At 53.6% G+C, this 24637-nt stretch carries 25 protein-coding genes; all 25 read left to right on the forward strand.

From position 1 onward, the window contains the following. Positions 1-10 precede the first annotated feature (10 nt). The 25 genes from FPZ45_RS00105 (at position 11) to FPZ45_RS00225 (ending at position 24634) form a co-directional block, all read left to right on the forward strand. Positions 11-1243, forward strand: a complete 1233-nt coding sequence (locus tag FPZ45_RS00105) for a LysM peptidoglycan-binding domain-containing protein (protein WP_144696974.1) — start codon at positions 11-13, stop codon at positions 1241-1243. Positions 1244-1746: 503 nt separating this feature from the next. Next, positions 1747-4413: a valine--tRNA ligase gene (locus tag FPZ45_RS00110; RefSeq protein WP_144696977.1), complete on the forward strand. Its 2667-nt coding sequence runs from the start codon at positions 1747-1749 to the stop codon at positions 4411-4413. An 18-nt stretch (positions 4414-4431) separates the two neighbouring features. Further along, positions 4432-5820 (forward strand): bifunctional folylpolyglutamate synthase/dihydrofolate synthase, encoded by a 1389-nt coding sequence (locus FPZ45_RS00115; RefSeq protein WP_144696980.1) that lies wholly within the window; start codon positions 4432-4434, stop codon positions 5818-5820. Further along, positions 5792-7219, forward strand: coding sequence for a UDP-N-acetylmuramate--L-alanine ligase (gene murC, locus FPZ45_RS00120; RefSeq protein WP_425456926.1), 1428 nt, complete (start codon positions 5792-5794; stop codon positions 7217-7219). Before FPZ45_RS00115 ends, murC begins: the two co-directional genes overlap by 29 nt. A gap of 121 nt (positions 7220-7340) precedes the next feature. Further along, positions 7341-8606 (forward strand): SPOR domain-containing protein, encoded by a 1266-nt coding sequence (locus tag FPZ45_RS00125; protein WP_144696983.1) that lies wholly within the window; start codon positions 7341-7343, stop codon positions 8604-8606. A 154-nt stretch (positions 8607-8760) separates the two neighbouring features. After that, positions 8761-9003: a DUF4321 domain-containing protein gene (locus tag FPZ45_RS00130; RefSeq protein ID WP_144696987.1), complete on the forward strand. Its 243-nt coding sequence runs from the start codon at positions 8761-8763 to the stop codon at positions 9001-9003. Between the two features lie 21 nt (positions 9004-9024). Continuing rightward, positions 9025-9636, forward strand: a complete 612-nt coding sequence (locus FPZ45_RS00135) for a Maf family protein (protein ID WP_144696990.1) — start codon at positions 9025-9027, stop codon at positions 9634-9636. Between the two features lie 52 nt (positions 9637-9688). After that, the gene (radC, locus tag FPZ45_RS00140) at positions 9689-10378 is read left to right on the forward strand and encodes a RadC family protein (protein ID WP_144696993.1); all 690 of its coding nucleotides are present in this window, start codon (positions 9689-9691) and stop codon (positions 10376-10378) included. An 86-nt stretch (positions 10379-10464) separates the two neighbouring features. Then, positions 10465-11493 carry a rod shape-determining protein gene (locus tag FPZ45_RS00145; RefSeq protein ID WP_144696996.1) on the forward strand — a complete coding sequence of 343 codons (1029 nt, stop codon included), beginning with the start codon at positions 10465-10467 and terminating at the stop codon, positions 11491-11493. Positions 11494-11514: 21 nt separating this feature from the next. After that, complete coding sequence (gene mreC, locus FPZ45_RS00150; protein ID WP_246120261.1) at positions 11515-12384, forward strand: rod shape-determining protein MreC; 870 nt, start codon at positions 11515-11517, stop codon at positions 12382-12384. Positions 12385-12386: 2 nt separating this feature from the next. Then, entirely contained in the window at positions 12387-12911 is a 525-nt protein-coding gene (gene mreD / locus FPZ45_RS00155; RefSeq protein ID WP_246120297.1) for a rod shape-determining protein MreD, read from the forward strand. Positions 12912-12986: 75 nt separating this feature from the next. Then, positions 12987-13649: a septum site-determining protein MinC gene (gene minC, locus FPZ45_RS00160; RefSeq protein WP_144697002.1), complete on the forward strand. Its 663-nt coding sequence runs from the start codon at positions 12987-12989 to the stop codon at positions 13647-13649. 4 nt (positions 13650-13653) lie between these two features. Beyond that, positions 13654-14448, forward strand: a complete 795-nt coding sequence (minD, locus tag FPZ45_RS00165; protein ID WP_144697005.1) for a septum site-determining protein MinD — start codon at positions 13654-13656, stop codon at positions 14446-14448. A gap of 6 nt (positions 14449-14454) precedes the next feature. Further along, on the forward strand, positions 14455-15597 hold the full coding sequence (locus FPZ45_RS00170) for an FtsW/RodA/SpoVE family cell cycle protein (RefSeq protein ID WP_144697008.1): 1143 nt from the start codon (positions 14455-14457) through the stop codon (positions 15595-15597). Between the two features lie 158 nt (positions 15598-15755). Continuing rightward, complete coding sequence (locus FPZ45_RS00175; protein ID WP_144697011.1) at positions 15756-16061, forward strand: hypothetical protein; 306 nt, start codon at positions 15756-15758, stop codon at positions 16059-16061. Between the two features lie 34 nt (positions 16062-16095). Next, positions 16096-17106 (forward strand): M23 family metallopeptidase, encoded by a 1011-nt coding sequence (locus tag FPZ45_RS00180; RefSeq protein WP_144697014.1) that lies wholly within the window; start codon positions 16096-16098, stop codon positions 17104-17106. Further along, positions 17099-17974 carry a M50 family metallopeptidase gene (locus FPZ45_RS00185; protein ID WP_144697017.1) on the forward strand — a complete coding sequence of 292 codons (876 nt, stop codon included), beginning with the start codon at positions 17099-17101 and terminating at the stop codon, positions 17972-17974. Before FPZ45_RS00180 ends, FPZ45_RS00185 begins: the two co-directional genes overlap by 8 nt. A gap of 36 nt (positions 17975-18010) precedes the next feature. Beyond that, positions 18011-19246 carry an Rne/Rng family ribonuclease gene (locus tag FPZ45_RS00190; protein WP_144697020.1) on the forward strand — a complete coding sequence of 412 codons (1236 nt, stop codon included), beginning with the start codon at positions 18011-18013 and terminating at the stop codon, positions 19244-19246. A 179-nt stretch (positions 19247-19425) separates the two neighbouring features. Continuing rightward, positions 19426-19737, forward strand: a complete 312-nt coding sequence (gene rplU, locus FPZ45_RS00195; RefSeq protein ID WP_144697023.1) for a 50S ribosomal protein L21 — start codon at positions 19426-19428, stop codon at positions 19735-19737. A gap of 13 nt (positions 19738-19750) precedes the next feature. Continuing rightward, positions 19751-20095 (forward strand): ribosomal-processing cysteine protease Prp, encoded by a 345-nt coding sequence (locus FPZ45_RS00200; protein WP_144697026.1) that lies wholly within the window; start codon positions 19751-19753, stop codon positions 20093-20095. Between the two features lie 4 nt (positions 20096-20099). Beyond that, entirely contained in the window at positions 20100-20411 is a 312-nt protein-coding gene (rpmA, locus tag FPZ45_RS00205) for a 50S ribosomal protein L27 (RefSeq protein WP_144697029.1), read from the forward strand. A gap of 165 nt (positions 20412-20576) precedes the next feature. Next, positions 20577-21335 (forward strand): Spo0B domain-containing protein, encoded by a 759-nt coding sequence (locus FPZ45_RS00210; RefSeq protein WP_246120262.1) that lies wholly within the window; start codon positions 20577-20579, stop codon positions 21333-21335. 15 nt (positions 21336-21350) lie between these two features. Next, positions 21351-22688, forward strand: a complete 1338-nt coding sequence (gene obgE, locus FPZ45_RS00215; protein WP_144697032.1) for a GTPase ObgE — start codon at positions 21351-21353, stop codon at positions 22686-22688. Positions 22689-22863: 175 nt separating this feature from the next. Further along, positions 22864-23301 carry an ACT domain-containing protein gene (locus FPZ45_RS00220; protein ID WP_144697035.1) on the forward strand — a complete coding sequence of 146 codons (438 nt, stop codon included), beginning with the start codon at positions 22864-22866 and terminating at the stop codon, positions 23299-23301. A gap of 46 nt (positions 23302-23347) precedes the next feature. Next, positions 23348-24634, forward strand: a complete 1287-nt coding sequence (locus tag FPZ45_RS00225) for a homoserine dehydrogenase (RefSeq protein ID WP_144697038.1) — start codon at positions 23348-23350, stop codon at positions 24632-24634. The last annotated feature ends 3 nt before the right edge of the window (positions 24635-24637 follow it).

A 24637-nucleotide genomic window follows, 5' to 3' on the forward strand; every position in this document is an offset into this window, starting at 1 on the left:
GGACTTCGTCGTGACGGACCAGTTGAACGGGTTGCGATTCGATATTTACGAGCGCGTGCACTTGCCTGACGATGTAGCCGCAATCGAGGAGCTCGAGGAGATCGAATTGGTGCCTCATATGCAGGCATTGCCACAAGATGATCAAGTGCTTTTGAGAGGGCATTTGCTGTTGTCTGGAATTTACCGCTCTCAGGAATCCTCAGGAGTGTCTCAACTTGAGCATTGGATTCCGGTCGAAATCTCGCTTCCCCTTAATCGGATTGAAAGCGTGGAGGAATTGGCCGTAGAGATCGATAATTTCGACGTGGATTTAATGACGACGCGATCGCTCAACGTGACGGGGGTTCTAGCGCTACGCGGGCTGCAGATGCAATCCGCGCAAAGTCCGATATGGAGGGACGACAGCTTTACTGTCGTGCACCAGGCGATGGATAGCGAACAGGACGATCAAGAGGACAGAATTCATCAGGCGCAATATGATGCGGACGGGGCGATCGTCGAGAAAGCATCTTTTTCCTCGCCCGCCTTGAACGAGCAGATCGAACAGGGCAGGGAAGACGAATGGGGGCTGCAGCAGGAGATCGACTCGTTGACCTCGCACGAATCCGCCGGAGAAAGCAAGGAGAACGGGTGGCTGTCGATGTTCCAGCATCTGGAGGAAGCCAGAGCGGACGAAACGGAAGATGAGCTTATGCCGGAACTGCACGAAGTTTCGGTTTCGAATGACGGCGAAATTCCATTGTGGGGGGACTTGACGAAGGAACGGATCGAAGAGTCGACGTTCCTGGTTGAACCCGAGCTCGTTCAAGAGCCTGACGCGGTATCGGAGGCCGTCGAGGAAATACCCGATGTCAAGGTCGCGCTTGGCGGCAAACCGCTTGAATCGGTAGCCGCGCCGCAGCAGACGGGAGTAGGGCTGCTCTCTCAATTGGGAGAGAAAGGCGCCAAACGAGAAGCGGAACTCCGTATTCAGGAAGCCGCGTTGGCCGAAGAGCAGGCGAAGCAATCCGGCGGTTCGTCTCAGAATTCAAGTACCGGAGACGAATTGGAATGGACGCGGCTATTCCTGAACAACGGTGCGGAGACGAACGCCTTCAAAAAAGTGAGAATGTGCATCGTGCAAAGGGAAGAAACACTCGATCTGATCGCGGATAGATACCACATTCAGCCGAGAGAGCTTCAGTTATACAATCGCCTGCAAGAGCCCTATTTGTCCGAAGGGCAAGTGCTTTATATCCCATAGAAATCCGATGGCCGTCCTCGCGTCGATTCGACGAGGACGGTTTTTTTTGCCGTTAATCGGGTCTCTGCTATCGAAGTCATACATGGTTGCTTTAATCGGCAACGGCTGTCGTAGCCCGGCGAATTCAATCATATTGACTCCAATACGGGCGAAGGGTAAAATAATTACATTAACACAGATAGGGAATAGCAGTCTGACCGTCCATCAGAGAGCGGAACCGCTGCATGAGCCAGCGCTGAGAGGTTCCGCGGGATTACGTTCCGCTGCAAGTCGCCCTGGAGTTTCTTGCTTGAAAACCGGCAATTCGCCGGCGAAGTAGAGCAGGACGGTTGCAACCGTTACTTTGCGGAGAGTGCCGTCGCGGTGCGTAATGATCGACCGGACGGAACGAAGGTGGTACCACGGAAGTTTACCTTTCGTCCTTTGCGGCGGGAGGTTTTTGTTTTGTTTGCCGCTTGTAATACGCGGCTGTCGAATCGATGTCTCTTGGAGGTTGTCCACAAATGTCCGAAAATCAAAAAAGCCCAAACGTCGAAATGCCAACGACTTATGACCCGACGAGCGCGGAGCAAAAATGGTACGATACTTGGCTGCGCAGCGGATATTTCCAAGCGGGAAAACGGCCCGACGCGCCTAAATACACCATCGTCATCCCGCCGCCCAATGTGACCGGCATGCTTCATATTGGCCATGCTCTGGATTTCACGTTGCAGGATATCCTGATTCGCTTTAAGCGGATGCAAGGATTCGACGCCTTATGGGTTCCGGGGACCGACCATGCCGGGATCGCTACGCAGACAAAAGTCGAACAGAAGCTTCGCGAAGAAGGAAAAACCCGCTACGACCTTGGCCGGGAAGATTTCCTGGAGAAAGTGTGGGAGTGGAAAGAGCTGTATGCGGGTACAATCCGCGAACAATGGTCCAAGATGGGCCTAAGCCTTGATTATTCGCGGGAACGTTTTACGCTCGACGAAGGTCTGTCCAAGGCCGTTCGCGAAGTTTTCGTGCGCCTGTACGACAAAGGACTGATCTACCGCGGCAAACGGATCATCAACTGGGATCCGGCGGCGCGTACCGCGTTGTCGGATATCGAGGTTGAGTATAAGGAAGTCAACGGCCATCTGTATCATCTTCGTTATCCGCTAGCGGACGGAAGCGGCCATATTACGGTCGCGACGACGCGTCCGGAGACGATGCTCGGAGATACCGCAGTTGCCGTCCACCCGGATGACGACCGCTACAAGCATCTGATCGGCAAAATGATCCTTCTTCCGATCGTTAATCGCGAGATTCCGATTATCGGCGACGAATACGTCGAGAAAGAATTCGGCAGCGGCGCAGTCAAGATTACGCCCGCGCACGATCCGAACGATTTCGAGGTCGGTTCAAGACATGATCTGCCGCAGATTACGGTCATGGACGAAGGCGGCCGGATGAACGAATTCGCCGGTCCTTATCAAGGTTTGGACCGTTCCGAATGCCGTAAAGCGATCGTAAAAGATTTGCAAGAGCAAGGCGTGTGCATTCAGATCGAGGACCATGTGCATCAAGTCGGCCACAGCGAGCGCTCCGGAGCGGTCGTTGAGCCTTACTTGTCCACGCAATGGTTCGTGAACATGAAGCCGCTCGCCGAGAAAGCAATCGAATCGCAGAAATCCGGACAAGGCGTTAATTTCGTCCCGGATCGATTCGAGAAAATCTATTTGCACTGGATCGAGAACGTTCGCGACTGGTGTATCTCCCGTCAGCTTTGGTGGGGACATCGCATTCCTGCATGGCACCACGAGACGACGGGCGAAGTATACGTCGGCATGGAGGCGCCGGAAGGAGCCGATCAGGCGGATTCGCCTTGGAAGCAGGACAACGACGTACTCGATACGTGGTTCAGTTCTGCGTTGTGGCCGTTCTCCACGCTCGGCTGGCCGGACGACAGTGAGGATCTGAAACGATTCTATCCTACGGATGTGCTCGTGACGGGCTACGATATTATTTATTTCTGGGTCGCGCGTATGATTTTCACCGCCTTGGAATTTACCGACCGGATCCCGTTCAAGGACGTGCTCATCCACGGTCTCGTGCGCGACGCGGAAGGACGCAAAATGTCCAAGTCGCTTGGCAATGGCGTCGATCCGCTCGAAGTCATCGAGAAATACGGAGCCGACGCGATGCGTTTCATGATCTCGACCGGCAGCACGCCGGGGCAGGATTTGCGCTTCAGGTTCGAGAAAGTCGAGCAAGCGCGCAATTTCGCCAATAAGATCTGGAACGCGTCCCGGTTTGCCCTAATGAATCTTGGAGGTTTCTCGCATGATCAGATCGACCTAAGCGGGGAACTGTCGACCGCGGATCGGTGGATTTTGCACCGCTTCAACGAAACCGCGCGGGATATTACCCGCTTGATGGAAAGCTACGAGTTCGGGGAAACCGGGCGATTGCTTTACAACTTCATCTGGGACGATCTGTGCGACTGGTATATTGAATTTTCGAAGCTTACGCTGTACGGCGAAGATCCGGCGGCGAAGCGCAGCACGCAATCCGTGCTTGCTTACGTGCTCGATCGCACGCTCCGTTTGCTGCATCCGTTCATGCCTTATCTCTCCGAGGAGATCTGGCAGCATCTGCCGCACGAGCCGGGGGAGACGATCATGCTGGCCGCATGGCCGGAGTATCGCGCGGAATTCGAAGCGGCGGGTTCGGTCAAAGAGATGGAACTGCTCATGGAAGCGATTCGCGCCGTTCGCAACATTCGCGCGGAAGTGAACGTGTCGCCGGGCAAAAAGATCGAGCTGCTGCTTAAACCGACCGGGGAAGCCGAGGAAGCGATTTTCGCGCGGAACGAGATATACATCCAGCGATTCTGCAATACGTCCGCCTATGCCCTCGATCGGCTGCTGACACCTCCTGAAAAAGCGATGACGGCCGTCATCACCGGTGCGGAGCTTTATCTTCCGCTGGCTGGTCTGATCGATATCGCACAGGAAATCGCCCGCTTGAACAAGGAGTTCGATAACCTGAACGCCGAAGTGGAACGCGTGGAGAAAAAGCTAGGCAATGAAGGATATATCGCCAAGGCGCCGGCCCACGTCGTCGAACAAGAGCGTGCTAAAGGTCAGGATTACCGCGAGAAACGGGACAAAGTGCTGGCAAGAATCGCCGAGCTTCAAGGGTAACGGAGGTTGAACGGCTAAATGACGAACGATAATCTCTCGGCGGCGTCCGCTTTTCGGACGGCGGAAGAAGCGATGGCCTGGATTACCAGTCTGACTTCTTTCGGCATAAGACCGGGAATGGAACGAATACAACTGCTCATGGAAAGGTTTAATCACCCTGAGCGGAGGCTGAAATTCATTCATGTGGCTGGTACTAACGGTAAAGGTTCTGTGTGTGCGTATTTAACAAGCGTTCTGCTTCGGAGCGGTTATGACGTGGGGACGTTCACGTCTCCTTATCTCACCTCGTATTCCAATCGGCTGCAGTACAACGGACAGGATATTGAAGACGACGTTCTGGTACGTCTCGCGAACTTGCTGAAGCCTGCCGCGGAAGAATTGGAGGCCAGCGAGTTCGGGTCTGCGACGATGTTCGAAGTTACGACGGCGCTTGCCTTGCTCTACTACGGTACGGTTGCTTTCCCCGATTACGTCGTATGGGAAACGGGACTAGGAGGACGCTTGGACGTGACGAATATCGTGACGCCGATCGTCAGCGTCATTACGAACGTCGGCCATGACCATATGGACGTGCTCGGTCCGACGCTTACGGATATTGCCCGGGAAAAGGCGGGAATCATCAAGCCCGGCGTTCCCGTCGTGACGGCTGTCTCCCAGCCCGAAGTCGTCGCTGTCGTCGAGGAGACGGCACGCGCCAAGCAGGCCACGGTCTACCGCCTTGGAGACGAATACTCTTATGAGACGTTAAGCGTCGCCGAAAATGAGCAAAAGTTTTCTTTTCAAAGCCAATTCCGTGCTATACAATCGTTAACGTTAACCATGAACGGAGAGCATCAGATCGAGAACGCGGCGACGGCCGTGATGGCTTTGGAAGTGCTTAGGCAGTATTATGCGGTAATTGTGGACGACGAGCATCTGGAGACCGGATTGCGCGAAACGTCTTGGCCAGGAAGGCTCGAGATGGTATCAGACGATCCGAGAATTTTGCTCGACGGCGCGCACAACCCGGAAGGCATGGAGGCACTCAGCCGGGCCCTCCGGACTGTGTACCGTTTCGATCGGTTAAATGTGATGATGGCGATGATGCCGAATAAGAATCATGAGCATTCTTTGCGGCATATACTACCAATGGTGGATACGCTTGTGATCACGGAACCCGATTTTCATAAGAAAATGAACGCGGTCGATCTGGCTGCCGTCGCCGAAGGGCTGCGATCGGAGTTGAACGGACCGCAAAAAGTGATCGTAGAGCCGGATTGGCGCCGTGCCCTGGAATTGCTGACCGAAGCTTCGGCTTCGTCCGACGGCAACGAAAATACGCTAAACGTGATCACCGGAACGTTGTATTTGATTGCGGACGTCCGTTCGTGGCTGATTCATGGAAAGAAATCTGAAAAAGGCTGGTGAAGCGTTGTTGCGGACCGCTGAGCACGTACATTTTATCGGTATCGGAGGCTATGGCATGAGCGCCATCGCCCGGGTCATGCTGGAGATGGGATACCAAGTGTCCGGATCCGATGTGGCGCGCCAGGAATTGACCGACAAACTGGCGGCCAAAGGAGCTCAAATCTATATCGGCCACGAACCGGAGCATGTCCGGGGGGCCGATCTAGTCGTTTATTCGACGGCGCTATCCAAAGATAACGTCGAACGGCAAGAAGCTGAACAATTGAACATACCCGTTCTTCACCGGGCCCAAATGCTTGCTCGTCTTCTTAACGACCGGACGGGCGTCGCCGTAGCCGGTGCGCACGGCAAAACGACAACATCGTCGATGATTGCTCTTGTTATGGAAAATTGCGGACTCGATCCGACTTACATTATCGGCGGAGAGATCGTCAACGTCGGTACGAACGCGAAGGCGGGTAACGGCAAATTCGTCGTAGCGGAAGCTGATGAGAGCGATGGTTCTTTCCTTCAGTATGAGTCCGCCATCGGGGTCGTCACGAACATCGAAGCCGATCATCTTGAGAATTACGACGGGGACTTCGGCAAGCTGAAGGCGGCTTATGTATCGTTCCTTCGGAATATTCGGCCGGATGGCTGCGCCGTCGTATGCATCGACGATGAGAACGTCCGCGAGCTGCTCCCTCAAGTTCAAGATAAGCGAATAATTACTTTCGGCATGGAATCGGATGACGCCGAATATACGGCGACGAACATCGAGCTTGGGGACCGCTGCGTGTCCTTTACGGTCAGTCACCGGAATGACGTGTTAGGTCAAGTCGAATTGTCGGTTCCAGGCAAGCATAACATGTACAACGCGCTCGCTACGACGATCGTCTGTCTCGAGGCGGGGATTCCATTCGCGTCGATCGTGGAAGCGATCCGCGAATTTCGCGGTGCCAAGCGGCGGTTTCAAGTGCTTGGCGAAGTGAAGGACATGCTGGTGGTCGACGATTACGCCCATCATCCGACGGAGATTCAAGCTACGATTCAAGCCGCGAAAGCGACAGGAAAGCGGATTATCGCAGTATTCCAGCCCCAGCGCTATACGAGAACGTATTTTTTGCTGGATGCTTTCAGCCGGGCTTTCTCCGACGCGGACGAGGTCATGATCACCGATATTTACTCGCCGGCGGGCGAGCAGAGAATCGAAGGCATCGATTCCCGCAGACTCGTGGAACTGATTTCTCAGAACAGTAATCCGAACGTGTCGTACATTCCGACGAAGGAAGAAGTGCGCGACTTGCTCACGCAACGGGTCGCCCCGGGAGATCTCGTGCTGACCATGGGTGCGGGTGACATTTGGAAAACGGCAGTCGAGCTCTCTCGATTGCTTCGCGAACGCGAGAATGAACAATAAAGTTTCTCATTACCGTACCTCTGCCAATTGCGATTGGCGGAGGTTTTTTGTTATCGTTCATATTTGTCTCTTGTCTCTCATATTGTAAATTACTAGATTGAGGGACAAGGGGAGACGCCGCATGCCATCCAACGCCAGAATGACGATTCGTTTCGAGCCGCCCGCCAAACCGAAACAGCCTTCGGCTTCCGGAGAGCGGCATGCCGTTCGGCAACCGATTATCGAGCTCATAGAGCCGGATGAGAAGCCTGCGCTGGTTAACAAAGAGGCGAGAATGGGATTCACCTCATGGAACAGTCCCTATCAAGACGATATTCATGCTTTGGAAGAGATTATCCGAAGAACGGATACCGATCACCATAGACAGCCGATCATCGTTCGCGAAGTTAAAGAAGAAGCTCAATATGACGAGATCGTCGTCAGCGATGCCGCGCGAATTCCGAAAGACTCGGAAGACCTGAGGGAGGGCGGTTGGTATTCGCATCTGGGAACGCTGGAGCCGGTGAAAGAGACCGGACCGTCTTGGGGGCGAGTGATTCTATCCGTGGCCGCGGCGATCGGGACCGGAATCCTGTTCGGATATATGGTGTTGAGCTTGTTTACCGGGGCACCGCTGTTTCCAGGTAAAACGGATACGATGCTCCCCGTTCAAGCGACGATGGAGAAACCGTCCAAGACGAATACCTCCCCCGCGTCTTCGCAGAATTCTGCCAAAGCGGGGAGTTCCAATACCGCCGGCGTTACGCCGCCATCCGCGCAAACGGCTTCCGTACCGGTCGTCGAAGTTGCGGGATCCAATTATTACTTGCTGCAATTCGGCGTCTTCAAAAGCAAGGAAAGCATGGAGACGGCGGCTCGGCAATTGCGGGATAAAGGAATTTCGGCCGCGACCGATGTCAGCGACGGATATCGCGTATACGCTGGCGCGGCGACGACAAGAAGCGATGCGGAGCTGCTAGCCGCCGTCATGCCAGGGATGGACATCTATGTTAAAGCCGAGAAACAGGAGGCGCTTGCCGTCTCGACGGACGCGCTTTCGCGGGAAGGAGCGAAATTCATGAACGCAAGCGCGGATTTGATTCGGAAGCTCGTTCTGATGTCCGGGGCGGGAATCCAAGAAGATCAGGTCCGGAAGTTCGGCAAGGAGGATATGGCATCTTTGCAAGATATCGCTCAGGCGTGGTCGAAGATATCGGGGGCCGCGGACAAGATGGGGAGTGGGAGATCGGAAAACGCCGGCATTGTCGTACAAGCGCTGAATTCCGCCCTTGCTTCGGTTGCGGATTATAACGAAAAGCCAACGAGGAAGCTTCTGTGGAGCATCCAGTCCGACGCGATGAAGGCGCTCCTGACAGACCGTCATATCCGTGCCGAGCTCGGATCCTAAGCCGCGAGATCGTGGAGCGACATCGCATATCGGGACTTTAGTATGGGACAGCCTGCATCGCTCAGGCTGTCTTTCGCTTTACACATTGTGCGTCTTGTTAAGGCAACGTATAATGAAAGAATGGGTGTCAAAAAATGGTGGGAGACGGGGAAAAATGAAGAAAAACGGATGGATTTTACTCTTGTTTATCTTTCTTGGGCTGATTGCCGGCGCATTAGTCGCGAATTGGCTTCGAGAAGTTCCGGGCCTCGCCTTTTTGACCCGTGCCCTCGAAGTGAACTGGTCGCCGGCGGCGGATTTGTCGGTCATCAGATACAGCTTCGTCATCGATATTCGATTAAGTTTGCTGAGCGTAATCGGGGCGATCGTCGCGATATGGCTCTACCGTAAAATGTAATGCGAAAGGAAGAGTCTGAAGATGTCTTCTGCTATTCCGGCTAAGCCGCGGCTTGTGCTAGCCTCCGCTTCACCTCGCCGGCAAGAATTGATTTCTTTGCTTGGTCTTCCCGTGCGGGTCATGCCGAGCGGCGCCGCGGAGGATACGCCCGAGGAGTGGTCTCCCGGACAGATCGTCGAGGAACTTTCGTTGCGGAAGGCGCTCGCCGTAAAAAAAGAACTAACCGAACCATCGGATGAATCGTCTATTGTAATAGGCAGCGATACGATCGTCGTGTTGAACGGAATCGCGATGGGCAAACCTAAGGACGAGCTGGAAGCCGTACATATGCTGAGGCAGCTTTCGGGAAAAACGCACGAGGTTTATACGGGCGTATCCTGCGTAAAGGTGTCCGACGGCAGAACCGTAACTTCCCATCGCGTGACGAAAGTCCGGATGAGAACGTTGACGGACGATCAGATTGCTCGATACGTGGCAACGGGAGAGCCGATGGACAAGGCAGGGGCGTACGGCATTCAGGAAGTCGGAGCCTTGCTGGTCGAATCTATCGAGGGAGACTATTTTAACGTAGTCGGTCTTCCCGTGTCGCTCCTGGCCGTTCTGTTGGAACAATTCGAGATTACCGTACCCTGAACGTTAAAGCCAATCCCGCGGCCGACGCGGCTATCGAAGGCAGGTTAACGCCGTGGAGCAGAGATCTTTTCGCATACGCGAAATTCCTTTCGAGGAAAGGCCGCGGGAACGCATGCAGCAATACGGGGCGGAGGCTCTCAGCCACGCGGAGCTGCTGGCGATTTTACTTCGTACGGGCTCATCTAACGAATCCGCCGTGCATTTGGCCCAGCGCATTTTGAACGAAAGCGGGGGCTTGCGCAGACTGGCGGAGAGCAATTGGGAAGAATGGACGTCGATCCGCGGTATCGGCCCGGCGAAGGCGCTGCAACTGCAGGCCTCGATCGAGCTCGGACGCAGGGTTGCGCGTTCCAAGCTTCCGGAGATGATCAAGATTTCCTGCCCGCAGGATGCGGCGGATCTTCTAATGGAAGAGCTGAGACATCGCCGCGAAGAGCATTTCGTTTGCCTATTTCTAAACACCAAAAACCAGGTGATCGGTCGACAGACGTTATCGATCGGCAGCCTGAACGCTTCCATCGTCCATCCGAGAGAAGTGTTCCGGGCGGCTATACGGCGCAGCAGCGCCGCGATTCTCTGCGCGCATAATCACCCTAGCGGGGATCCGACTCCGAGCTCGGAGGATCTTCAACTAACCAAGCGATTGGGGGAAGCCGGACAATTGATCGGAATCGAATTGCTCGATCATTTGGTAATCGGTGACAATCGCTTTATTAGTTTGAAGGAGATGGGTTGCTTATAATATAATAAACAAGATTGTCCCCGACGACTGACACGCATCCTGAGGCGTCAACATAGCAGTCGCGGTTAAAGCAGGAGGTAACTAACATGGTTGGAGGATTTACGCGGGATTTGGGAATCGACCTTGGAACCGCAAATACGCTCGTTTACATGAAGGGAAAAGGAATTGTCGTCAGAGAACCGTCCGTGGTCGCTCTGCGTACCGATACAAAGAAAATCGAAGCGGTCGGTTCCGACGCCAAGAAAATGATCGGACGTACGCCGGGTAACATCGTAGCCATTCGTCCGATGAAGGACGGGGTAATCGCGGACTTCGAAACGACGGCGACAATGATCAAATATTTTATCCGTCTGGCCCAGAAGCCTCGGGCGATGTTCCCTCGCCACCCGGACGTCATGGTCTGCGTGCCGTCGGGAATTACCGCCGTTGAGAAAAGAGCGGTGGAAGACGCCACGAAACAAGCCGGGGCGCGCGAAGCCTATATTATCGAAGAGCCGTTCGCCGCGGCGATCGGCGCCGATCTGCCGGTATGGGAACCGACGGGAAGCATGGTCGTCGACATCGGCGGCGGCACGACGGAAGTCGCGGTCATCTCGCTCGGCGGCATCGTGACCAGCAAATCGATCCGCATCGCGGGCGATGAGATGGACGATGCGATTATCTCTTATATTAAACGGCTGTACAATCTGATGATCGGTGAAAGGACGTCCGAGCAGCTCAAGATGGAGATCGGATCGGCCATGCCGTTGGAGCGGGTCGAATCGATCGAAATTCGTGGACGGGATCTCGTGACCGGATTGCCCAAGACGCTGGCGATTACGTCCGATGAAATCACGGAGGCTCTGTCCGATACGGTCAATTCGATCATTGAAGCCGTTAAAGCGACACTCGAGAGATGTCCTCCCGAGCTCTCCGCGGACATTATGGATCGCGGAATCGTACTTACCGGAGGCGGAGCGCTGCTTCGAAATTTGGACAAGATGCTTGCACGCGAGACCGGCATGCCTGTATTGGTAGCCGATAACCCGCTCGATTGCGTGGCGATCGGAACGGGCCGCGCGCTCGATAATATTCATCTTTTCAAAACCAAAGGCGGCTCCCGATCCAGCCGATAATTATTCAGGACGGGAAAGTTGGTGAGCGCGATCTTTCGTTTAATGCGTAATAAGCGTTTGTTTATTCTCATGATCGGGCTGATCGTGTTTATCGCGCTCATGGGATTTACGTTAGGCCGGACGCGATTGACCTGGCCGGAAAAATTCATTAACGACGCTTTCGGGACTGTGCAAGGAGTATTGTACCGGCCGGTCGGAGCGGTCGCGGATTTCTTCCGCGATCTCGGCCGGCTTTCCGATGTCTACAAAGAAAACGAGCAGCTTCGCATGACGGTCGCCCAATATACGCAGGACCAGATCAGATTCAACGAACTGGAGACGAATAACAAGCGGCTGCAAGAAGCGCTGGATTTCACGGAACATCAGAAAAACATGGATAACTACCGTTACCTGATCGCGCAGGTCATCGGGAGTACTTCCAACCCATACGAGAAGACGATCACGATTAACCGCGGCAGCAAAAACGGCGTCAAGCCGGGCATGGCCATCAGCACGGTGGACGGACTGATCGGACTCGTCAGCAAGGTGAAAAATTTCACTTCTACCGTTACTTTGGTTACGAGTTTGGATGCCAACACTTCGAAAGGCACCCCGGTGTCTGCATCATTCCTTAGCAAGCCTGATTCTTTCGGAATTATAGAATACGATGCGGAAACGAGAACGCTGCAGATGTCGAAGATCGATGAGAAAGACAAGCCTGCCGAAGGAGACAAAGTCGTTACGTCCGGCTTGAGCAGCTTATTCCCTAAGGGAGTCATCATTGGGACGGTCAAGAATAGCCAGGTCGGGGACTTCGGATTGACGTATACGGCAACGATCGAACCGGCCGCGAAATTCGACCATCTCAGGGAAGTGTTCGTCATTGTCGTTCCCGAGGTGGATGAGCCGTGAAAATGCGCACCAATTGGGTGATTCTGCTGGGGCTGGTATTGCTCATCCTCGAAAATTCAATCGTGCCCTGGCTCGTCCCTCCGGCGTGGAGCGATCGACTGCTTCCGCACTTGAACTTCATTCTTACAATTTTCGTGGCCGGGTATGCCGGACGTCACACCGCTTTTTTGTTCGGGCTTGGTTTTGGCTTGCTTCAGGACTTGTTATCTTACGGCCATTTGATCGGCCCTTACGGATTCGGGATGGGGTTAATCGGCTATGCAGCCGGTTTGCTCGCAGGTTACAGAAACTTCACGATCGTCGTATTCTCCTGGGCGGTAATCGTCTTCGGTATAATGCTGGATTCGATCGTGTATTGCATTTACAAGCTGTTCCGGATTACGGATCTCGTATATTCCTTCGTTTTCTATTGGCAGGTGGCGCCTACGGCGCTGCTTCAACTGCTCGTTGCGCTCGTTATGTACGTTCCAGTTCGCCGATATCTGGTAAAGCCAGCTGTATCTTCGGGCGACGAAAGCCCGGAGTAAGCGCGGTTTGACCTAACAGGCAGGAATTCCGCTTGGCGAAGCAGAATTTCAATAGCGTAGGGAGGAGCGGACACCGTGGCGAGCAAATCAACCATTACAATCAAGGGCATTAAAGAAGGCCTCGTTTTTCTGCTGGACGACCAAGTCGATTTCGTCCATCTTCTCGACGATTTGAATGAGAAGCTAGACAAGCATGGACAGCAATTCAACGGTCCTATTGTGCATATTTTCATTAAGCTGGGCTCCAGGCAACTGGAAGAGGAAGACAAAGAGAGAATTCGCGCGGTTTTCCGCAGACAAGGTAATTTGCTGATTCAGTCGATCGAGAGCGACCCTAAGGAAGAGGCCCCGGACCTTGCTTCCGCGCCGACTTTGCATAAGATAGTTGGTATCGTCAGATCCGGACAAACGTTGGAATACGACGGAGATCTGATTCTTCTGGGGGATGTGAACCCTGGGGGAACAATCCGATGCAGCGGTAACGTTTACGTGATGGGGGCGCTAAGAGGGACGGTACACGCCGGGAAAGATGGCAATTCGGATGCGATCATAGTAGCATCTTTAATGAGGCCGACCCAACTGCGGATCGCCGACGTCATTAGCCGCCCGCCGGACGAATGGACATCCTCGGAACCTTGGATGGAATACGCATTTCTACGTGAAGGGACGATGTCGATCGACAAGCTGACGAGTCTCAGCCGGCAGCGCAAAGAAGTCATGCTGTTCAAAGGAGTGTAGAATCATGGGAGAAGCGATCGTTGTCACTTCGGGGAAAGGCGGGGTCGGCAAAACGACGACATCGGCCAATTTGGGAACGGCTCTGGCGATGATGGGACAAAAAGTATGTTTAGTGGATACCGATATCGGGCTTAGAAACCTCGACGTCGTCATGGGGCTCGAGAACCGCATCGTCTATGATATTATCGACGTCGCGGAAGACCGCTGCAGGGTCGGGCAAGCATTGATCAAGGACAAGCGCTTTGAAGAGCTCTACATGCTTCCGGCCGCCCAGACGAAAGACAAGAACGACATTTCGCCGGAACAAGTGCGCCAAATTATCGAAAGCCTCAAGCCGGACTTCGATTACATTATTATCGACTGCCCTGCCGGAATCGAACAAGGCTTTCGCAACGCGATCGCCGGCGCTTCCCAGGCGATCATCGTTACGACGCCGGAGAACGCCGCCGTTCGCGACGCCGACAGAGTGATCGGACTGCTTGAGAAAAACAATTTTCCTTCTCCGAAACTCATTATTAACCGTATTCGGCCGACTATGGTCAAATCCGGAGAGATGCTTGAGATCGATGACATCTGCCAAGTGCTCGCCATTGATCTGATCGGGATCGTGCCGGACGACGAATTCGTCATCAAAGCAGCGAATTCAGGAGAGCCGACGGTCATGAACGTCAATTCGCGGGCGGCCATCGCTTATCGTAACATTGCCCGCCGTATTTTGGGAGAAACGGTTCCCTTATCGCAATTGGACGAGAAATCAGGCATGTTTAGTAAAGTCAAGAAGTTCTTCGGAATGGGATGATCGGACTTGCTTAACCGATTGAAGAAGATAGACTGGATGATGCTGACCATCCTCGTGGCGTTCATGGGGATTAGCACCATTCTAGTGAGAAGCGCAACTTACAACAATCCGGCCTATCCCAATCTCGACATTAAGACTCTTATTTTCTATGGAATCGGATTCGGCGTCGTAATCCTGGCGACGTTGGTGGATTACCGGTTAATTTTGAAAGTATGGTACGCGTGGTATGGGATCGGAATTATATTATTGATGCTCATCTTTGTTATTGTCGAAAAGAAAAACGGCGCCCGAAGCTGGTTCGAGTTCGGCGATTTTTCTTTTCAGCCAGCGGAGGTCATGAAGCTATTCCTGATCATTGCCATCGCTGCGCTTATGGGGAGACGGAAGGGCGATCCGCTTCGAATGCGGAGCGACGTCATGATCGTGGTGGCATTTTCTTTCGTACCGTTTATGCTTGTCATGCTACAGCCCGATTTGGGCAACGCGATGATCTATATTTTCATCGTCTTGGGAATGCTCTGGATTGGCAATGTTCGCTATTCGTACGTCATGATCGGCTTAACTGCCGTCATAGGCGGTATGCTGCTGTTCGTGACGTTGTTCAATACGTACAACTCGGAAATCGAATCCTATTTGAACAGCCACAAGCTCGGTCATTGGTACGAACGGATCAATACGTACATTCATCCAGAAGAAGCCTCCGCGGACGCGCGCAGGCAATCAGAATACGCTCAAATCGCCATCGGATCCGGAGGACTGTCGGGCGACGGCTATTTGCAAGGGGAATCCAAGAAACGCAAGTTCATCCCTTATACGTACTCGGATTCCATCTTTGTCGTTGTCGGCGAGGAATTCGGTTTCCAAGGAGCGGCTTTGCTGCTGCTCTTGTACTTTCTCTTTATCTACCGAATGATTTTGATCGCCTACCAGTGTTTGGATTTGCGCGGATCGTATATCATTATCGGAATCGCATCGATGATGGTGTTCCAGATCTTCCAGAACATCGGGATGATGCTCGGAGTCATGCCGATCACCGGCATCACGCTTCCGTTCATCAGCTATGGAGGAACTTCGTTGCTGCTGAATATGATGTCGATCGGGCTCATCTTCAGCATCCGGGCGCATCAAGATAAATATCAGATCGATTAACATACCAACTGAGGTTTCCGATTAAAAGAGCCGTTCTTTTTCCGATGTGTATTGGAATGGAACGGCTTTTTTATTTGTGCGCACCGCATTATACCAAACTCTGAAAGTTGCTCGAAATAATCGAGCTACTCGCCGCGCACCCGGCCAAACCCTGGGGGTTGCTCGAAATAATCGAGCTACTCGCCGCGCACCCGGCCAAACCCTGGGGGTTGCTCGAAATAATCGAACTACTCGCCGCGCACCCGGCCAAACCCTGGGAGTTGCTCGAAATAATCGAGCTACTCGCCGCGCACCCGGCCAAACCCTGGGGGTTGCTCGAAATAATCGAACTACTCGCCGCGCACCCGGCCAAACCCTGGGGGTTGCTCGAAATAATCGAACAATGTCGTGATTACGCCGACGCCGGCGGAGCCTCTGGCATTGCCATCCTGCGGCATGGTCTAATCTCCGCTTGTCCGCCATAAGGTAGTAGGAGAAAGCGGACAAGGAGGGCTTGCGATGCAAATTCGAAATAACGTTCGTGAACGCAGGCGGGAGAGGATCGCGCAGCTCATCGGGCAACAATCTGTGGAACGGAATAACGTTCCCGATACGATCGGGGAAGAACCGAGGCTGCACTTGTTGAAGGACGAGGAGCCTTCCCTTCCTGCCGCCGAGACTTCCCGAGTTGAATCGATCGCACCGCGTACGCCATCGCCGCCGGACAATTTGCGCTATCCTTCGCAACGATTGGAATTCGAATCGAATTCACTTAGAGAGTCGGATCCCGAACTTTGGTGGAAGGAACGTGAGAAGCGACTCAAGGCGGGAGAGACACCCGGCTGGCAAGGTTTAAAAGGAATTCCTCCCACGTCTTCCCGATCGAATCAATCGACGGGTGGCTTTAATCAGCATCGGTTTGTCCACGGACTGACTCTGCGATTCGTCCTGGCCGCGCTGATGCTTGCGGGAATGTGGGGGTGGCTGAAGCTAGAGTTGCCCGGTAGCGCGCAAGCCCGCCTCTGGATGGTTCGGTCGGTCACTCAGGATATGGATTTTCAAGCGATCGAAGCCTGGTACGGCGATACGTTCGGAGGAAATCCCGCTTTTTTTTCGTTTAACCGCCGCGAACCGGATACCCGGTTAGTCTCGGCTTCGCTTTCTCCATCGGAGACCGCGGTCCCCGTTCGAGGAAAGATCGTTCAAAGCTATGCGGAGAACGGCACCGGTATTAAGCTGTCCGCGCCCGGGGGAAGCGGGATCAGTGCGATCTATAAAGGAAGAGTTCAACAAGTGACGCAAGATCCGGACGGCGGCGTGACGATTATCGTACAGCACCCTAACCGGGTTCTTTCGGTATACGGAGGCTTAGGTAAATCGTCCGTTAAACCGAACGATTGGGTAGAGATCGGGCAACAGCTTGGTCAATTGGACAGGTCCAAGGACGTACTGTCTGAAGGGGTTCTCTATTTTGCCGTACAGCGGAACGGAAGCACGATCAATCCCGCGGAAGTGGTCTCCTTTGATTAAATGGCGGGGAATGGCCTTTCGTCTTCATCCGCTGTTCGTGCTTGTCATGATTGCCTCGATCGCGACAGGCCACTTTGCGGAACTAGTGACGTTGTTCTTGATCGTGCTATGGCACGAATTGGGGCATCTAGCCGCCGCTCTGCGTTTCGGATGGACAGTGAAGGAAATTAAACTGCTTCCGTTCGGCGGCGTCTTGGAAGTGGAGGAAGCGGGGATCGTGCCCGCGAGGGAAGAGCTATGGGTTGCGCTCGCCGGACCGGCCCAGAACGTCGTTCTGGCGGGGATCGGATATTTGTTCGGACACTTGGGCTGGATCGATCAAGGCTGGTCGGACGATTTCGTGCGTGCCAACGCGCTGATCGGCCTTTTTAATTTATTGCCCGTTCTCCCGTTAGACGGGGGGCGGATCATGCAGGCATGGATCAGCATTCAGGTTCCCTATCACCGGACGTTGTTATGGAATGCGAAGATCAGCTTGGTCTTTAGCGTCCTCATCGTCGGATTTTCTTTGTACCCGCTCGCGAACGGCGGCCTGCTGCATTTGAACTTATTAGCGGTTGGTCTCTTTTTATGCGCAACGAATTGGACTTATTATCGTAACATTCCATTCGTTTTCTTGCGTTTTCTCGTGCATCGGAGCGAAAGGGCGGAGAAGCAGATGGATCGGGGCAAGCTCTCACAGCCGATCGTTATCTCTGACGACAGGCCGCTGCTGCTGATCATCAAGCTGTTCATGAAGGAACAATATCATCTCATTTATGTCATGAAGCAGGGGAAAATCGCTAGAGTCGTCCCCGAGAAGACGGTAATCGACGGATTTCTCGGCCGATTGTCGTCGGGGAATGCGGATTTGAAGTTTTTCATGTAAAATAGACATCATCATTTTCCGTTCGCGGAGGTTTACATGAAGCAACTGTTTCTTCACTATTCGCATAATGTTACCCAATCGGCTCTATTGGAGAATGGCATCCTGGCCGAATTCGGCGTGGAACGGACGGAAGGCGTTTCGTTGATCGGCAATCTCTACAAAGGACGAGTCGTGAACGTGTTGCCCGGCATGCAGGCCGCGTTCGTCGATATCGGTTTGCAGAAGAACGCATTTCTATACGTAGATGACGTTCTTCATCCTCATCTGGACAAGCAACCGAAGGAGAAACCCGCTATTAACGATCTGTTGAAGCCAGGGGACGAATTACTCGTCCAGATTATGAAAGAACCTTTGGGCGGCAAAGGAGCCCGCGTCACGACCCATTTCTCGATACCGGGCAGGTGGCTCGTGTATATGCCGGATGCGGATTACATAGGCATATCCAAGAAAATAGAGCACGAATCGGAACGCGGCAGATTAAAGGGCCTTGCCGAATCGATCCGGGCGGAAGGGGAAGGCATCATCCTCAGGACGAACGCCGATGGTGAAAGCCGCGAGGCGTTGGAGGAGGACCTGAACCACTTGCGTCGCGTTTGGCGGAGCATCTTGGAACGCAGCGAACAGGCAGCAGCGCCATCCGAGCTCCATCGCGACATCGGTCTTGTCGGACGTCTGGTCCGGGACGTGATCACGCCCGATACGGAACAGTTGATCGTCGACGACGAAGCCAGCCTGCTGGAGGTCAAAGCCTACTTGCGCCAGGTCGCCCCGGCATTGGAGGGTAAGGTGCAGCTCTATTTGGAGCAACCCCCTTTATTCGAGAAGTTCGGGATCAAGGAGCAGATTGACAAAGCCTTTCAATCCAGAATCTGGCTGCCGAGCGGCGGTTATCTCGTCTGGGAGCAGACGGAAGCCTTAACGGTCATCGACGTGAATACGGGCAAGTATACCGGCTCGGTGGATCTCGAGGAAACGGTGTTCCAGACGAATAAGGAAGCCGCGGACGAGGTAGCCAGACTGATTCGTTTGCGCGACGTCGGGGGCATTATCATTATCGATTTTATCGATATGGAAACGGAGGATCATCGCCAGCAAATCGAACTTCAATTGGAGATGAGAATCAAGCGGGACCGCACCAAATGCCAAGTCGTCGGCTGGACTCGGCTCGGATTGATGGAAATCACGCGCAAGAAAGCGAGAGAAAACGCGATGAACTTTTTCTACGAAACTTGCGCTTCTTGTAAAGGAAGAGGGAAAATTTATATTCGTTAATCATTTGTGTTGAATTGACGCGATTGATGTGATAAAATCCTATAGTGCGTGCAATCTGATGATTTGCAGGCTACAACCGCGCTCCACCGGGTCGATAAGATCGGCGCTGCTCTGGCGGCATTACGCTACGGCATCCGACACCCCAAGAGGCGAGTCTTAGACATGAGGAGGTGCACCAGATGTACGCGATTATTGAAACTGGCGGCAAACAATACAAAGTCCAAGCAGGCGACGTGATCTTCGTTGAGAAGCTCTCCGCTAACGCAGGCGAAAGTATTACGTTTGACCGTGTACTTGCCGTCTCCAAAGACGGAAGCCTGACGACGGGATCCCCGATCGTGTCCGGCGCGTCCGTAACGGGCAAAGTCGAGCAACAAGTGAAAGGCGAGAAAATCATCGTCTTCAAGTACAAGCCTAAGAAGAACTACAAACGCAAGCAAGGCCATCGTCAACCGTACACGAAAGTGACGATCGAGAACATTAAGGCATAAGAGAGGCGCCGAGATGATCGCGATTACGATCGTGCGCAATGACAAGAGGGCTATTATACGGTTTACCGTAACGGGGCACGCTTTTTACAACGATCCTGGCAAAGACATCGTCTGCGCCGGAGTATCGGCCGTCGCCATAGGAGCGGTTAACGCGATCGAGAAGCTGACGGGCCTGGTCCCTCATGCGGTATCGAAATCGGGCCTGCTCAAGGCGGAAGCTCCGCTTAGCGCGGATCCCCTGCGGAACGATCAAGTCCAACTTTTGTTGGAGGGAATGGTCGCCGCTCTCGAATCCATCGTGGAATCTTACGGCAAGTACGTGACCATAAAAGAAACTTTTGAGAAAAAAGGAGGTTGACACCATGTTGAAGTTAGACCTTCAGTTATTCGCCTCGAAAAAAGGGGTCGGATCGACGAAGAACGGACGGGACAGCCACTCCAAGCGCCTTGGCGCGAAGAGAGCGGACGGCCAAGTCGTAACGGCCGGAAGCATCTTGTACCGTCAACGCGGCACGAAGATTCATCCGGGCACGAACGTCGGCATCGGCAAGGACGACACGTTGTTCGCGCTCGTACCGGGCGTCGTGAAGTTCGAGCGTCTGGGACGCGATCGCAAGAAAGTCAGCGTCTATCCTGAAGCGCAAGCTCCGGTAGCTGCCGCGCTTGAAGTTTAATAGGGCATCCAGAACCCCGGCCAAAACAAGTTGGTCGGGGTTTTTGCGTAAACGGGGCGCTTGCGGTCGTGATTCATGGTGAAGCTGAACGAGCCGTGTTATACTGGACAAGTGAATGGCTTCCGGACTTTAGCAAGGAAGGAATTACGAAACGGGAGATATCGCATGATGTTTAGGAGAATAACATTATGGGAATGGGCGGCCCCGATATCGTTGGCGTTGCCTGTCGCGGCAGTATGGATCTGGCATCGTTCATGGTGGACGTTAATCGTATTCGTTATTTGGACGTTCGCGGTCATCCTTTTCATGAGTGCATGGCAAAGACGCAAGCATCGGGAGCGATGCGGCCGACTCAGCGAGTTGTCGCAACTATCGACACTCCGAACGTTAAGCCATCATCGGCACGATTGGATGAATGAATTGCAAATTTTGTACGGCTATTTAAGGCTGAACAAGTTCGATAAAGCAGTCGATGTCGTGGACAGAATAAGAATGCGAATGGAACAGGATAGCAAAATATCGCAGTTAGGCATACCGGAGCTGGCCGTTTTCTTGCTGTCTTTTCGCACGGTGTGCGATACGATGCGATTGGAAGCGGACATTCAGGATGGACTTCAATTAGATAAGCTGCCGATCGACGCGACCCGGCTCTGCGGCAAGATCATCGGGCTCATCAACGTCTTCCGGTTTCGGGCGACGCTTCCGCTCCATGGCGAGAACGTTCTTAAACTCTTTCTGTCCTATGGCGACAGCCATCTTAAAATCGTGATGGACTACGACGGCGAACTCGCAGCTGCAGACAGCGTAATCGAAGAGTTGAAGCAAATCTTGGACGGAATCGGTCATTTGGACCAGGGAATAGAGCCTGCAGAACATTCTCAGCAAGCGCGGACAATGGTGATCCATTTTCCTCTGCCGGCATAATGGAGTGAATACAACATGTTTGTGGATAAAGCGAAGATTTTCGTGAAGGGCGGCGACGGCGGCGACGGGCTCGTCGCTTTCCGCAGGGAATTATATGTTCCGGAAGGCGGTCCGGCCGGCGGTGACGGCGGCAACGGCGGGCACGTTATTTTCAGAGTGGACGAAGGCTTGCGCACGCTGATGGATTTCCGCTATCAGAAGCATTTTAAGGCGACGAGGGGCGAGAAGGGCCGCAATAAATCGCAGCATGGAGCGAATGCCGAGCACATGGTCGTCCGCGTTCCTCCGGGAACGATCGTGATGGACGACGATACGGGAGAATTGGTGGCGGATTTGACCCGGCACGGTCAGGAAGTGATTGTGGCGAAAGGCGGACGGGGCGGACGAGGCAATATTCGCTTCAAAAGCTCGGTCAATACCGCTCCCGCCATCGCGGAAAACGGCGAAGAAGGGCAAGAGCGTTGGGTCACCCTGGAGTTGAAGGTGATGGCCGACGTCGGTTTGGTCGGTTTTCCGAGCGTCGGCAAATCGACTTTGCTGTCCGTCGTATCGGCGGCTCAGCCTAAGATCGGCGCGTACCACTTCACGACGATCACGCCGAATCTGGGTGTTGTGGATCTGGGCGACGAGCGCAGCTTCGTCATGGCCGATCTCCCGGGGCTGATTGAAGGCGCGCATACGGGAATCGGCTTGGGTCACGAATTTTTGCGCCATGTCGAACGCACACGCGTCATCGTCCATGTCGTGGACATGTCCGGAATGGAGGGTCGCGACCCGTTCGAAGATTGGGTCAAGATCAACGATGAGCTGAGACTTTATAATGCTAAGCTCGCGGATCGTCCGCAGATTGTCGCGGCTAATAAAATGGATATGCCGGAATCCGAGGAGAACTTGGCCGTATTCAAGGAGAAAGTCGGGGAGACTCGTCCGGATATCGTCATTATGCCGATCTCTTCCCTTACGAAACAAGGCGTGAAGGAAATGCTCTACCGCGTCGCGGATCTGCTCGATTCGCTGCCGGAGCTTTCCGAGCAGGAAGAGAACGAGCAAACCGCCAAAGCGGAAGAAGGCGTCGTATATCGCTACGAGCCTTCCGGTGATATCGAATTTACGATCTCGAGGGACAACGAAGTGTTCGTGATCGAAAGCGAAGGCATCGAGAAGTTAATGAGACGAACGCAATTCAACTCCTATGAAGCCGTTATGCGTTTCGGACGCATCTTGCGCGGCCTTGGCATCGATGATGCGCTTCGCAAGCGCGGTGCGAAGGATGGCAACACGATCCGAATCGGGAAGTTCGAATTCGAATTTTTCGAAGGCGGCACTGACGATTATTTGTACGAAGACGAGTAACGATCGTAGCGATTAAAGGAAAAAGCCGTCTCGCGGGAGCGTAATAAGCTCTCCGAGACGGCTTTTTTCTATGCAGTTGTTCTTCACGGGTGCAGATTACCTATTGCCGGGGACGTCTCTATTCGATATAATGTCCTCTATATACAAACATTCGTCTTTTCTGGGAGGACGCATCATGACAGAACGTTATTATGTCGTCCGCGAGGACTTGCTGCCGGATGGCATTCTGAAGACGGAGCAAGCCAAAGAACTGTTGCGGCGCGGAGAAGCGGCCACGATTCACGAAGCCGCAGAACGCGTAGGGCTTAGCCGCAGCGCTTATTACAAATACAAAGACGGCGTATATGCGCTTGAGCAAGCTTCCCGGGAGTCGATCGCGACTTTGGCGATGGATTTGGAACATCGCTCGGGCGTATTGTCCAAAGTTCTCGGCGTGCTCGCGGCAAGCGAAGGCAACGTGCTTACGATATCTCAGTCGATCCCGCTTCAGGGAATGGCTAACGTTGTGGTTTCCATCGATATTTCGCCGATCAATGGCGCGCTGCCCGAACTACTTGGCACGCTTCGTTCGCTTGACGGAGTCAAGAAGGTAAGCGTTGTCGGTCGCAGTTAATGTTAATAGAGTGAGCATGATGACAGCTGAAAGCGGAGGAATAGTGATGAAGCCGATAAAAATAGGGTTGCTTGGATTGGGCACGGTTGGAACGGGAGTCGTAAGACTTGTCGAAGGCCATCAGGACGATCTCTCCAATCAAGTAGGTTCGCCGATTTCGATCTCGCAAATTCTGGTGAAAGATCGCAGCAAAAGCCGCAATATTCCGATCGATGCTTCCAAATTGACGGAGGATCCGTGGGAGATCGTTCGCAATCCCGACATCGACGTCATCGTCGAAGTCATGGGCGGCATCGAACTGACCAAAGATTATATTTTGGAAGCTCTTGAACGGGGCAAGCACATTGTAACGGCCAATAAAGATCTGATGGCGCTTCATGGACGGGAAATTCTCGAGAAAGCTCGCGACAAAGGCTGCGACGTTTTGTACGAAGCGAGCGTAGCAGGCGGGATTCCGATTATCCGCACATTGATCGAAGGATTTTCTTCCGATCGGATCACGAAAATTATGGGCATCGTCAACGGGACGACCAATTATATTTTAACGAAAATGAGCCAGGAGGGCGTGGCCTACGCGGACGTGCTCAAAGAAGCTCAAACACTCGGATACGCGGAAGCCGATCCAACGTCCGACGTCGAAGGACTCGATGCCGCCCGCAAAATGACGATTCTGTCCACGCTCGGATTTAGAACCGACGTCGCTTTGGAGCACGTCAAGGTTAAAGGAATCAGCGCCGTTTCCCAAGAGGATATCCAATATGCCAAGCGACTCGGATACGAAGTCAAGCTGCTTGGCATCGCGGAGCGCCAGGACGATCTCATCAGCGTGAGCGTTGAGCCGACCATGGTCAAAACGAGCCATCCGATCGCTTCCGTCAACGGCGTGTTTAATGCTGTATACGTTCACGGCGAAGCGGTCGGAGAGACGATGTTCTATGGCGCCGGAGCGGGAGAGCTTCCGACGGCAACGTCCGTCGTGGCCGACTTGGTCGCCGTTGTCAAAAATATGAAGCTCGGCGTGAACGGACGCCAATCGCAGCTTTCGTACAATGTAACGAAACTGAAGACGGACGAACAGATCGCTTCGAAGTTCTTTTTGTTGCTGCACGTCGAAGACCGCGCGGGCGTTCTTGCGCAGATCGCCCAGGTGTTCTCCGATTGCGAAGTCAGCATCGAATCGGTCATGCAGCCTTCGACGCCGAATCAGTCGAGCACGGAGATTATTATCATTACCCATCAAGCCAGCAAAGCGGCGATGAACAACGTTCTGAAGGCGTTCGAAAGCTCGTCCGCAGTCAGGAAAGTCAAAAGCGTCTATCGCGTAGAAGGCTGATAA

Source organism: Cohnella terricola (assembly GCF_007786475.1).
Lineage (GTDB): Bacteria > Bacillota > Bacilli > Paenibacillales > Paenibacillaceae > Cohnella > Cohnella terricola.

Coding starts and splice junctions, on each gene's coding strand:
- FPZ45_RS00180 (WP_144697014.1), top strand. CDS start 16,096: ATGCAAATTCGAAATAACGTTCGTGAACGCAGGCGGGAGAGGATCGCG.
- rplU (WP_144697023.1), top strand. CDS start 19,426: ATGTACGCGATTATTGAAACTGGCGGCAAACAATACAAAGTCCAAGCA.
- murC (WP_425456926.1), top strand. CDS start 5,792: ATGGAAAGAAATCTGAAAAAGGCTGGTGAAGCGTTGTTGCGGACCGCT.
- FPZ45_RS00200 (WP_144697026.1), top strand. CDS start 19,751: ATGATCGCGATTACGATCGTGCGCAATGACAAGAGGGCTATTATACGG.
- obgE (WP_144697032.1), top strand. CDS start 21,351: ATGTTTGTGGATAAAGCGAAGATTTTCGTGAAGGGCGGCGACGGCGGC.
- FPZ45_RS00145 (WP_144696996.1), top strand. CDS start 10,465: ATGGTTGGAGGATTTACGCGGGATTTGGGAATCGACCTTGGAACCGCA.
- FPZ45_RS00225 (WP_144697038.1), top strand. CDS start 23,348: ATGAAGCCGATAAAAATAGGGTTGCTTGGATTGGGCACGGTTGGAACG.
- minD (WP_144697005.1), top strand. CDS start 13,654: ATGGGAGAAGCGATCGTTGTCACTTCGGGGAAAGGCGGGGTCGGCAAA.
- rpmA (WP_144697029.1), top strand. CDS start 20,100: ATGTTGAAGTTAGACCTTCAGTTATTCGCCTCGAAAAAAGGGGTCGGA.
- FPZ45_RS00125 (WP_144696983.1), top strand. CDS start 7,341: ATGCCATCCAACGCCAGAATGACGATTCGTTTCGAGCCGCCCGCCAAA.
- mreD (WP_246120297.1), top strand. CDS start 12,387: ATGCGCACCAATTGGGTGATTCTGCTGGGGCTGGTATTGCTCATCCTC.
- FPZ45_RS00115 (WP_144696980.1), top strand. CDS start 4,432: ATGACGAACGATAATCTCTCGGCGGCGTCCGCTTTTCGGACGGCGGAA.
- FPZ45_RS00220 (WP_144697035.1), top strand. CDS start 22,864: ATGACAGAACGTTATTATGTCGTCCGCGAGGACTTGCTGCCGGATGGC.
- FPZ45_RS00210 (WP_246120262.1), top strand. CDS start 20,577: ATGATGTTTAGGAGAATAACATTATGGGAATGGGCGGCCCCGATATCG.
- FPZ45_RS00190 (WP_144697020.1), top strand. CDS start 18,011: ATGAAGCAACTGTTTCTTCACTATTCGCATAATGTTACCCAATCGGCT.
- FPZ45_RS00130 (WP_144696987.1), top strand. CDS start 8,761: ATGAAGAAAAACGGATGGATTTTACTCTTGTTTATCTTTCTTGGGCTG.
- FPZ45_RS00110 (WP_144696977.1), top strand. CDS start 1,747: ATGTCCGAAAATCAAAAAAGCCCAAACGTCGAAATGCCAACGACTTAT.
- FPZ45_RS00135 (WP_144696990.1), top strand. CDS start 9,025: ATGTCTTCTGCTATTCCGGCTAAGCCGCGGCTTGTGCTAGCCTCCGCT.